Source organism: Leifsonia sp., assembly GCF_051955155.1.
GTDB lineage: Bacteria > Actinomycetota > Actinomycetes > Actinomycetales > Microbacteriaceae > Leifsonia.
In genome coordinates this window covers 92,673-103,271 of the sequence record NZ_JBQCGZ010000179.1, presented here as the reverse complement: position 1 = coordinate 103,271, position 10,599 = coordinate 92,673, and the positions used below count along the sequence as shown (strand labels likewise).

Below are 10,599 nucleotides of genomic sequence, written 5' to 3'. Positions count from 1 at the left end.
GGGGGTCGGGCCGCCCCGCGGGGGGGGGGGGGGACCGGGGGGCCCCCCCGCGCCGCCGCGCCGCCGCCGCGGCGGCGGCTGGGGGCTGCGAGCCGAGATCCTCCTGCTGGCCGGCCCCGCCGTCATCGTCTTCCTGGCTTTCGTCATCTTCCCGGTCGTCATGGCCGCCTACTACGGGTTCTTCCGCTGGGCGGGCTACGGCACACCGACCGACTTCGTCGGCCTGCAGAACTACGTGGTCATCCTCACCGACCCCGCCTTCCTCGCGGCGCTCGGGCACAACGCATTCGTCGTGGTGATGTCGATCGTCATCCAGGGGCCGATCGCGATCCTGCTCGCGCTGCTGCTGAACCGCAGGATGAAGGGGCAGTCGGTCATCCGCGTGCTGATCTTCGTCCCCTACGTCATCTCCGAGGTCGTCGTCGGAACCGGCTGGAGCCTGATGCTGGCCACCAACGGCGCGCTCAACGGCTTCCTGCACAACGTCGGGCTCGGCGCGCTCGCGCACGACTGGCTGTCCGACCCGAGCATCGCGATCTGGACCCTGATGGGCATCCTGACCTGGAAGTACGTCGGCTTCGCCGTCATCCTCTTCCTCGCCGGCCTGCAGGGCATCCCCGAGGAGCTCTACGAGGCGGCGGCTCTGGACGGCGCGAGCTACTGGCAGATCCAGCGCCGCATCACCCTCCCGCTGCTCGGTCCGACACTGCGGATCTGGGCCTTCCTCTCCATCATCGGCGCGCTGCAGCTGTTCGACCTCGTCTACATCATCTGGGGCCAGTACGTGGCATCGACCGCGGGCACGTCGACCATGGCGACGTACATGGTCGCCAACGGGCGCAACGCCGGCAACTACGGCTACGGCAACGCGGTCGCCGTCGTCATCTTCCTGATCTCGCTGATCGTGGCGCTCGTCTACCAGCGCTTCGTGCTGCGGCGGGACACCGCGGGAGCCGTGACGACCGCGAAGAACGCCGAGCGCCCCTCGCGCCGCCGCACTGCGGCCATGAAAGAAAGGACGGCACGATGACCGCCCTCACCGCGTCCGCCGCCCGGGCCGCCCGCAGGGCGGAGCGCAAGAGCCTCCCCTGGGGGTCGCCGACCGTCTACTTCATCGCCCTCGTGGTGATCGCTCTGATGATCGTCCCGATCGCGTACATCATCATCGGCGGCTTCCGGACGAACTCGCAGATCACGGTCGACCCCGCCGGCTTCCCCAACCCCTGGAACCCGGCGAACTACGTGGATGTGCTGGGTGGCAGCGTCTTCTGGGGCCAGGTGCTCAACTCGACGATCACGGCGCTGGTCACCACGGTCGGCGCGGTGGCGCTGGGGCTGATGGCCAGCTACGTGCTCGCGCGCTACCGGTTCCGCGGCAGCGGCTTCCTGTACGCGCTGTTCGCCGCCGGGCTGATGTTCCCCATCACCGTCGCGATCACTCCGCTCTACATCGTGGTGCGCAACCTGGGCCTGATGAACTCCCTCGCCGGCGTCATCATCCCGCAGGTCGCCTTCGCGCTGCCGACCACGATCATCATCCTGGTCCCGTTCCTGCGGGCGATCCCGGACGAGATCCAGGAGGCGGCCTTCATCGACGGCTGCAGCCGGCTCGGCTTCTTCTTCCGGATGGTGCTGCGGCTCTCGCTTCCCGGCGTCATCACGGTGGGCATCCTGGCGTTCATCGGCAGCTGGAACAGCTACCTGCTTCCGCTGTTCATCCTGAACGACCAGGCGACGTTCACCCTCCCCCTCGGCGTCCAGGCGTTCTCGTCGCAGTACGCAACGGACACCTCGAAGGTGCTCGCGTTCACGTCGCTCTCGATGATCCCGGCCCTGGTGTTCTTCAGCTTCTTCGAGCGCCGCATCGTCGGCGGCCTCACCGGTGCGGTCAAGGGCTGAGCCCGGCCGTCCCCGAACCCTCAGGAAATGAGCATGACTACGACTCCCTCCCTCCCCGTCGCCTCCGAACGGGTCAGACGGCTGCTGGCCGAGATGACGCTCGAGGAGAAGCTGGCTCAGCTCGTCGGCTACTGGGTCGACAAGGGCGACGACAACGTCGCGCCGCTCGACGGCGAGATGGTCGTCGCGACCAGCTACGCCGACGCGACCGCGAACGGCATCGGGCACCTCACGCGGGTCTACGGCACGCGACCGGTGGACCCGGTGGAGCGCGCGTCCTGGCTCTGGTCGGAGCAGCGCAGGCTGCGCGAGCAGACCAGGCTCGGCATCCCCGCGCTGGTGCACGAGGAGTGCCTCACCGGGCTCGCCGCGTGGAAGGCCGCGACCTTCCCGACGCCGCTCGCCTGGGGCGCCGCGTTCGACCCGGAGCTGGTGGAGGAGCTGGGGGCCGCCATCGGCGCGTCCATGCGCGAGCTCGGCATCCACCAGGGCCTCGCACCGGTGCTCGACGTGATCCGCGACCCGCGCTGGGGGCGCGTCGACGAGTGCATCGCCGAGGACCCGTACGTCGTCGGCACGATCGGCACCGCCTACGTTCGCGGCCTCCAGTCCTCCGGCGTGCACGCCACGCTCAAGCACTTCGTCGGCTACTCGGCATCGCAGGCCGGCCGCAACCACGCACCGGTGCACGCCGGCGAGCGCGAGGTGCGGGACGTGCTGCTGCAGCCGTTCGAGATGGCGGTGCGCGATGGCGGGGTCCGCTCGGTGATGAACTCGTACGCCGAGATCGACGGCGTCCCGGTCGCGGCGAACCCGGAATACCTCACCGGCATCCTGCGCGACGAGTGGGGCTTCGACGGGACCGTCGTCGCCGACTACTTCTCCGTCGCCTTCCTGCACACGATGCACCGCATCGCGGCCGACCGCGGCGAGGCCGCCGAGCTGGCGCTGACCGCCGGGATCGACGTCGAGCTGCCGACCGGCGACGCCTTCCTGGCGCCGCTCGCCGAGCGGATCAGGGCCGGCCTCGCGGACGAGGAGCTCGTCGACCGCGCGGTGCTGCGGCTGCTGGCCCAGAAGGAGGAGCTCGGCCTGCTGGACGAGACCTTCGAGAACCCGCCTGCCGCGATCGACCTGGACACCGCGGAGCACCGCGCGCTCGCGCTGCGCCTCGCGGAGGAGTCGCTCGTGCTGCTCACCAACGACGGGGCCCTCCCGCTCGCCGCGAACGCCGCACGGATCGCCGTGATCGGCCCGAACGCCGACAAGGCGGAGGCGCTGATGGGCTGCTACTCGTTCGCCAACCACGTGCTCGCGCACCACCCGGAGGTGCCGCTCGGGTTCGCCATCCCGCCGGTGCTGGACGCGCTCCGCGCGGAGTTCCCCGACGCCGAGCTGGTCGCCGAGCACGGCTGCGACGTCGAGGGCGACGACCGGTCCGGGATCGCCGCCGCCGCCTTCGCCGCCGCCGGGTCGGACGTCGCGGTGGTCGTGGTCGGCGACCGCGCGGGCCTGTTCGGCCGCGGGACGGTCGGCGAGGGCAACGACGTCGAGAGCCTGGAGCTGCCCGGCGTTCAGCGCGACCTCGTGGAGGCCGTGGTCCGCACCGGCACGCCGACCGTCGTCGTCGTGCTGTCCGGCCGCCCGTACGCGATCGGCTGGGCGGTCGAGGGCCCGGACGCTCCCGCCGCCGTGCTGCAGGCGTTCTTCCCCGGCGAGGAGGGCGGCCGCGCGATCGCCGGCGTCCTCTCCGGCCGCGTCTCGCCGTCCGGGCACCTCCCGGTGTCGCTCCCGCGGTCGGCCGGCGCCGAGCCGTTCTCGTACCTGCACCCCCTGCTCGGAGGACCGTCGGACGTGACGAGCGCCGACAGCACCCCGGTGCTGCCGTTCGGCCACGGCCTGTCCTACACGACGTTCGAGCACAGCGCGCTGGAGGCCGACCCCGCGGTGGCCGCCGGCGACGTCTTCGAGGCCGCCGTCACGGTGCGGAACACCGGCGAGCGCGACGGCGTCGACCTCGTCCAGCTCTACGCGCGCGACGTGTACGGGTCGGTGACGCGTCCCGTCGCGCAGTTGCTCGGCTACGCCAGGGTGCCGCTCGCGGCCGGCGAGGAGGCGGTCGTCCGGTTCCGCGTCCCGACCGCGCGGCTCGCCTTCACCGGCCGCGACGGCGTCCGCGTCGTCGAACCGGGCGACGTGGAACTGTGGGTCGGCCCGTCCTGCGCCGAGCGCGAGACGGAGACCGGCATCGCACTGACCGGCGCCGTGCACGCGGTCACCCCGGCCGACGGCCGCCTGGTGGACGTGGAGGTCACGGCCACCGCGCGCACCGCCGCCTGATCCCGCCCACGGGCACGAGAACGCCCCCGTTCCTCGCGGACGGGGGCGTTCTGCGCGTGCTGCCGCCGGAGTCCTTCCGTGGCCGGGCGGCCCGCGGGTAGAGTGCGGCCGAGGGCGCGCGCGGGCCCGGAAGGATGGCGACGATGGCGGACCTCTCGGGGCGCAGGGCCCTCATCACCGGCGGGGCCAGCGGCATCGGGCTGGCCTGCGCGGAGGCGTTCGCCGCGGCGGGCGCGCACGTGACCGTCGCCGACCTGAACGGCGACGCCGCCAGGGCCGCAGCCGAGCGGGTGGGCGGCGAGGCGTGGGAGGTCGACCTCTCGCGCACGGAGGCGCTCGCCGACCTGCGGCTGGACACGGACATCCTCGTCAACAACGCCGGACTCCAGCACGTGCGGCCCCTCCCCGAGTTCGAGCCGGAGTCGTTCTCGCTCCTCCTCCGGATCATGCTGGAGGCGCCGTTCCTGCTGATCCGCGCTGCGCTGCCCGGGATGTACGAGCGCGGCTTCGGCCGGATCATCAACGTGTCGAGCGTGCACGGAATCCGCGCGTCCGAGTTCAAGTCGGCGTACGTCGCCGCCAAGCACGGCCTCGAGGGCCTCTCGAAGGTGACTGCGCTGGAGGGAGCGGCGCACGGCGTCACCTCGAACTGCATCGAGCCGAGCTACGTCCGCACCCCGCTGGTGGAGAAGCAGATCGCCGACCAGGCGCGGCTGCACGGCATCCCCGAGGAGGAGGTCGTCGAGAAGATCATGCTGACCGAGCCCGCGATCAAGAGCCTGGTGGAGCCTGAGGAGGTCGCCGGCCTCGCGCTCTGGCTCGCCGGGGAGGGCGCCAGGATGGTCACCGGAGCGAGCTACACGATCGACGGCGGCTGGAGCGCGAAGTGAGCGCGGAGCCGTTCGCGGTCCCCGTTCCCGGCGGTGAGCTGGCCGGCGGCCAGTGGCATCCGGAGGCCGGCGGAATGCCTCTGGTCGGCATCCACGGCATCACCTCCAACCACGTCGCCTGGACGCTGGTCGCTGACGCGCTTCCCGGCGTCCGCCTGATCGCGCCGGACCTGCGCGGCCGCGGCCGCAGCGGCGGGCTGCCCGGCCCGTACGGGCTGGTCGAGCACGCGGACGACGTCGCGCGGATGCTGGACGCGCTCGGCGTGGAGCGCGCCGTCGTCGCCGGGCACTCGATGGGTGCGTTCGTCGCCGTACGGCTCGCCGAGCGGCACCCCGACCGGGTGGAGCGGCTCGTCCTCGTCGACGGCGGCCTGCCCGTTCACGAGGACGTCGACCTGGGCCCGGCGCGCGACCGGCTGCGGATGACGTTCGCGAGCCCTGAGGATTACCTCGCGTTCTGGCGCCGGCATCCCGCGCTCGGGCCGTGGTGGAACGACGCCGTCGAGGAGTACGCCCGCTACGACCTGGCGGGCACCGCACCCGCGCTGCACTCCAGCGTCTCGGAGGAGGCGATGGCCGTGAACGCGCTGGAGCTGGACGGCAGGGCCGGCTACGAGGCGGCGCTCGCCGGCCTCACCCTGCCGATCGCGTTCGTCCGCGCCCCGCGCGGCCTGCTGGACGCCGATCCGCTCTACCAGCCGTCGACCGTCGCCGCGTGGCGCGCCCGGCTGCCGTGGTTCGAGGCGTTCGAGGCGGACGACGTCAACCACTACACGATCCTGATGACGCACGACGGCGTGCGCCAGCTCACCCCGCACCTGCCCGCCCCGCGCAGGGGCGGCCACCCGAAGGAGGACTGAATGCCAGGAACCCTGCTCACCGGCATCGAGGCGCGCAGCGTCCGCACCGCCCGCTTCACCGCCAACGTGCTGGAGCGCCCGCTCCCGGAGACCGGGACGACCGGCGAGGCCGTCGCCACCGTGGTGTTCGTGCACGGCAACGTGTCGTCGTCGCTGTTCTGGCAGCCGCTGATGCTCGCCCTGCCGGACGCCGTGCGCGCCATCGCCGTCGACCTGCGCGGCTTCGGCGACAGCGAAACGCTCCCGGTGGACGCGACCCGCGGCGTCCGCGACTTCTCCGACGACGTGGCCGCCGTGCTCGACGAGCTCGGCACCGGTGCCGTGCACCTGGTCGGCTGGAGCATGGGCGGCGGTGTCGTGATGCAGCTGCTGCTGGACCGACCGGACCTGGTGCGCAGCCTGACCCTGGTCTCCACCGTCTCCCCGTACGGCTTCGGCGGCACCGCGGCGGACGGCAGCCTGCTCAACGCGGACGCGTCCGGTTCGGGAGGCGGCGGCGCCAACCCGGACTTCGTGGCCCGTCTGGCCGCCGGCGACACGGGAGAGGAGGCGCCCACCTCACCGCGCGCCGTCTACCGGGCCGCGTACGTCGCCCCGGGCTTCACCACCGAGTACGAGGACCTGTGGGTGGAGTCGATGCTCTCCACCGCGACGGGGGACGACAACTACCCGGGCGACGCGACCGCGACCGCCGAGTGGCCGGGCTTCGCCCCAGGCCCGCGGGGCGTGCTGAACACGATGGCGCCGACGTACTTCGACACGTCCGGCATCGTCGACCTCCCGGCCAAGCCGCCCATCCTGTGGATCCACGGCGCGCTGGACGCGATCGTCAACGACGCGTCGTTCTTCGACCTCAACCAGCTGGGAGCAGCGGGCATCGTCCCCGGCTGGCCGGGCGAGGACGTCGCCCCTCCGCAGCCGATGCTCGCCCAGATCCGCACCGTCCTCGACCGCTATGCGGCCGCCGGCGGCGAGAGCCGCGAGGTCGTCTTCGAGGACTGCGGCCACTCCCCGCACATCGAGAAGCCCACCGAGTTCCTGGCGGAGCTGCTCGCGCTGATCAGCTGAGGGCGGCTATCGCTTCCGGAGTTGTTCACGCAACACGCCGTGTCGGAGCGTGAAGAACTCCGGAACGGATGGCGGGTCAGCCGAGCTTCCCGCGGTCGAGCCCCAGCATCCCCTCCAGTGCGTGGGCGAGCTGCGAGCCGCGGTCGGCGGCGCCGCCCCAGCGGACGAGGGCCTGGGCGTTGAGGCCGTCGATCATGCCGAGCAGCTGCCAGGCGACCGCCTGCGGCTCGGCCGTGCGGAACGCTCCGGCCGCGACGCCGTCCGCGATCACGCCCTCGATCACGTCGCGCCAGGCGTCCATCTGGAGGCGCACCGCTGCGCCGAGCGTCTCGTTGCGGCGGCCGAGCGCGAACGCCTCCACCCAGATCGATGTCACGTCGTCGCGCGAGCCGTCCAGGAGCGTGCGGACCAGGTCCCTCAGGCGTGCGACCGGGTCGGCGGCCGCGGCGAGCAGGCCGCGGACCTCGTCGATCTCGTCGGCGACGATGCCGGAGAACGTCTCGGCGACGAGCCCGTCCATCGATTCGTAGTAGTGCGCCACCAGGCCGGGAGCCACGCCGGCCTGCGCGGCGACGCCGCGCAGCGTCACCGCCGACAGGCCGTCGGCGACGGCCACCGAGCGGGCGGCGTCGGCCAGTTCGGCGCGGCGCTCGGCCGGCGGCTTGCGGGCTGCTCTTGACATCGTGGGTCCAGTATAGGTATCTATTGATCATCCGATCAATAGAGCCCGGAGGTTCCGACATGAGCTGGCGCATGCCCGCCGAGACCGCAGATCACGAGCGCACCTGGATGGCGTTCCCCCGCGCCGGGATCACCCTCGGCGACGACGCCGCGTCGGCCGAGGAGGCCTACCGCGCCTGGACGGACGTCGCGCACGCCGTCGCCGAGTACGAGCCGGTCACGATGGTGGTCGACCCGTCGGAGCGCGAGCGCGCCGCCCGGATGCTCGGATCGCACGTCGAGCAGGTGGAGGCGCCGCTCGACGAGTTCTGGATGCGCGACTTCGGCCCCACCTTCGTGCTGGACGACGAGCGCCCCGGCGTGCTCGGCGCGGTCGACTGGACGTTCAACGGCTGGGGCGACCCGGCCTGGTCCGAGTGGCGGAAGTCCGCCGAGATCGCCCGCTTCGTTGCGGAGCGCACTGGCGCGGAGCTGGTCAGCTCGGTGCTCGTGAACGAGGGCGGCGGCATCCACGTGGACGGCGACGGCACCGTCCTGCTCACCGAGACCGTGCAGCTCGACCCTCGCCGCAACCCGTACGCGGACAAGGCGCGCGTGGAGGCGGAGCTCGCCCGCACCATCGGGGCCACGCACCCGATCTGGCTGCCGCGCGGCCTGACCCGCGACTACGACGAGTTCGGCACCAACGGCCACGTCGACATCGTGGCGACCATCCCCTCGCCCGGCCGCCTGCTGCTGCACACCCAGCGCAACCCGGAGCACCCCGACTTCGCGGTCTCCCGCGAGCTGCGCGCGTTCCTCTCCGGCACAACGGACGCGGCCGGCCGCGCGTGGGACATCGTGGAGCTGCCCGCGCCGGAGACCCTGCGCGATGAGGAGGGCTTCGTCGACTGGAGCTACGTCAACCACCTGGTCGTGAACGGCGGGATTGTTGCCTGCGGCTTCGGCGAGGAGCGCGCGGACGCCGAGGCGACCGAGATCCTGGAGGCCGCCTACCCCGGCCGGCGCGTCACGATGGTCGACTCGCGCCCGATCTTCGCCCGCGGCGGCGGCATCCACTGCATCACGCAGCAGCAGCCGGCGGTGACCGCGTGAGCGTCGACGTGGTCGAGACCGGCATCGCCGAGCTGCGGCGAGCGCTGGACGCCGGCGAGGTGACCGCCGTCGAGCTGGTCGACGCGTACCTCGCGCGCATCGACGCCTACGACGCGGCGGGGCCGCGGCTGAACGCGGTCGTCGTGCGGAATCCCGAGGCACGCGCGGAAGCGGCGGCCTCCGACGCGCGGCGCGCCCGCGGCGAGACCCTCGGCCCGCTCGACGGCATCCCGTACACCGCCAAGGACAGTTACCTGGCGAAGGGCCTGACCGCGGCGGCCGGATCGCCCGCGTTCGAGCACCTGATCGCCCAGCGCGACGCTTTCACGATCGAGCGGCTGCGCGCCGGCGGCGCCATCCTGCTCGGCCTCACCAACATGCCGCCGATGGCGAACGGCGGGATGCAGCGCGGCGTCTACGGCCGCGCCGAGAGCCCGTACAACGGCGACTACCTCACCGCCGCGTTCGGATCCGGCTCGTCCAATGGCTCCGGCACGGCCACCGCCGCCAGCTTCGCGGCGTTCGGCCTCGGCGAGGAGACCTGGTCGTCCGGGCGCGCCCCCGCCTCCAACAACGCGCTCTGCGCCTACACGCCGTCCCGCGGCGTGATCTCGGTGCGCGGCAACTGGCCGCTGGTGCCGACGATGGATGTGGTCGTCCCGCACACGCGCAGCATGGCCGACCTGCTGGAGGTCCTGGACGTGATCGTCGCCGACGACCCGGAGACGCGCGGCGACTTCTGGCGCGTGCAGCCGTGGGTCTCCATCCCCGCCGCCTCGACGCTGCGTCCCGGCTCGTATCCGGCGCTCGCCGGCTCCCGCTCGCTGCGGGGCGTCCGCGTCGGCATCCCGCGCATGTACATCAACGCCGACCCCGAGGCCGGCACCGCGGAGCACCCGGGCATCGGCGGCCCGACCGGCCGGCGCATCGAGACCCGGCCGTCGGTGATCGCCCTGTGGGAGGCGGCGCGGCGCGACCTGGAGGCGGCCGGCGCCGAGGTCGTCGAGACCGACTTCCCGGTCGTCTCGAACTACGAGGGCGACCGCCCCGGCGCGCCCACCGTCGCGACCCGCGGCCTGGTCACCCCCGAGTACCTGCACAGCGAGATCGTCGACCTGTCCGCGTGGGGCTGGGAGGACTTCCTCGCCGCGAACGGCGACCCCGCGCTCGACACACTCGCCGGCGTGGACGGCGCGCGCATCTTCCCGCACCCGGAGGGCGCGCTGCCGGACCGCTACACCGGGTTCGACGACGACATCGCCGAGTACCCGGGCTGGGTGCGCGAGCATCCCGGCGCGACGCTGGAGAGCATCCCGCACCTCGCCGACGGCGTCCGCGGCCTGGAGGAGACCCGGCGCCTGGACCTGGAGGAGTGGATGGACGGCCTCGGCCTCGACGCGGTGGTCTTCCCCGCCGTGGCCGACGTCGGCCCCGCCGACATGGATGTGAACCCCGCCTCCGCCGACCTCGGCTGGCGCAACGGCGTCTGGGTCGCGAACGGGAACCTCGTGCCCCGGCACCTCGGCATCCCGACAGTGACCGTGCCGATGGGGACGATGGCCGACATCGGGATGCCGGTCGGGCTCACGTTCGCCGGCCGCGCCTACGACGACACCGCGCTGCTCGCGCTGGCCGCCGCCTTCGAGGCGACCGGCCGCCGTCGCACCGAGCCGCCGCGCACCCCGCGGCTCGGGTAGCGTCCCTCGCGCGACATCCGCCGCGGGAGGGACGCGGATGCGCCTTGCGGCGGACGACCGCGGCCGCGG

9 protein-coding genes are annotated in these 10,599 nt (G+C 72.8%); 8 read left to right on the top strand and 1 reads right to left on the bottom strand.

Features of this window, described 5'->3' with window-relative positions; all coding sequences use genetic code 11:
- From ACTHMF_RS19510 to ACTHMF_RS19485, 6 genes are all read left to right on the top strand, one after another.
- Positions 1–1,030, top strand: a 1,030-nt coding sequence (locus ACTHMF_RS19510) for a carbohydrate ABC transporter permease (RefSeq protein WP_440319914.1), incomplete at its 5' end; no start/stop codon positions are given.
- Complete coding sequence (locus ACTHMF_RS19505) at positions 1,027–1,899, top strand: carbohydrate ABC transporter permease (RefSeq protein WP_314147100.1); 873 nt, start codon at positions 1,027–1,029, stop codon at positions 1,897–1,899. The genes ACTHMF_RS19510 and ACTHMF_RS19505, both read left to right, overlap by 4 nt.
- 33 nt (positions 1,900–1,932) lie before the next feature.
- Complete coding sequence (locus ACTHMF_RS19500) at positions 1,933–4,239, top strand: beta-glucosidase (RefSeq protein WP_440319912.1); 2,307 nt, start codon at positions 1,933–1,935, stop codon at positions 4,237–4,239.
- A gap of 143 nt (positions 4,240–4,382) precedes the next feature.
- Positions 4,383–5,129, top strand: coding sequence for a 3-hydroxybutyrate dehydrogenase (locus ACTHMF_RS19495; protein WP_440319910.1), 747 nt, complete (start codon positions 4,383–4,385; stop codon positions 5,127–5,129).
- Complete coding sequence (locus ACTHMF_RS19490; RefSeq protein WP_440319908.1) at positions 5,126–5,989, top strand: alpha/beta fold hydrolase; 864 nt, start codon at positions 5,126–5,128, stop codon at positions 5,987–5,989. The genes ACTHMF_RS19495 and ACTHMF_RS19490 overlap by 4 nt, the downstream gene beginning before the upstream one ends.
- Positions 5,990–7,057, top strand: a complete 1,068-nt coding sequence (locus ACTHMF_RS19485) for an alpha/beta hydrolase (protein WP_440319907.1) — start codon at positions 5,990–5,992, stop codon at positions 7,055–7,057.
- A 76-nt stretch (positions 7,058–7,133) separates the two neighbouring features.
- Here ACTHMF_RS19485 and ACTHMF_RS19480 read toward each other — a convergent pair whose 3' ends face one another.
- Positions 7,134–7,739, bottom strand: a complete 606-nt coding sequence (locus ACTHMF_RS19480) for a TetR/AcrR family transcriptional regulator (protein ID WP_440319905.1) — start codon at positions 7,737–7,739, stop codon at positions 7,134–7,136.
- Positions 7,740–7,798: 59 nt separating this feature from the next.
- On the opposite strand from ACTHMF_RS19480, the gene ACTHMF_RS19475 reads away from it, so the two are divergent.
- Together ACTHMF_RS19475 and ACTHMF_RS19470 are read left to right on the top strand one after the other, a co-directional pair.
- Complete coding sequence (locus tag ACTHMF_RS19475) at positions 7,799–8,833, top strand: agmatine deiminase family protein (RefSeq protein ID WP_440319903.1); 1,035 nt, start codon at positions 7,799–7,801, stop codon at positions 8,831–8,833.
- Positions 8,830–10,530 carry an amidase gene (locus ACTHMF_RS19470; protein WP_440319901.1) on the top strand — a complete coding sequence of 567 codons (1,701 nt, stop codon included), beginning with the start codon at positions 8,830–8,832 and terminating at the stop codon, positions 10,528–10,530. The genes ACTHMF_RS19475 and ACTHMF_RS19470 overlap by 4 nt, the downstream gene beginning before the upstream one ends.
- The last annotated feature ends 69 nt before the right edge of the window (positions 10,531–10,599 follow it).

Excerpts from the sequence above, each read along its gene's own strand:
- ACTHMF_RS19505 (WP_314147100.1), top strand. The coding sequence starts at position 1,027 with ATGACCGCCCTCACCGCGTCCGCCGCCCGGGCCGCCCGCAGGGCGGAG.
- ACTHMF_RS19500 (WP_440319912.1), top strand. The coding sequence starts at position 1,933 with ATGACTACGACTCCCTCCCTCCCCGTCGCCTCCGAACGGGTCAGACGG.
- ACTHMF_RS19495 (WP_440319910.1), top strand. The coding sequence starts at position 4,383 with ATGGCGGACCTCTCGGGGCGCAGGGCCCTCATCACCGGCGGGGCCAGC.
- ACTHMF_RS19485 (WP_440319907.1), top strand. The coding sequence starts at position 5,990 with ATGCCAGGAACCCTGCTCACCGGCATCGAGGCGCGCAGCGTCCGCACC.
- ACTHMF_RS19480 (WP_440319905.1), bottom strand. The coding sequence starts at position 7,739 with ATGTCAAGAGCAGCCCGCAAGCCGCCGGCCGAGCGCCGCGCCGAACTG.
- ACTHMF_RS19475 (WP_440319903.1), top strand. The coding sequence starts at position 7,799 with ATGAGCTGGCGCATGCCCGCCGAGACCGCAGATCACGAGCGCACCTGG.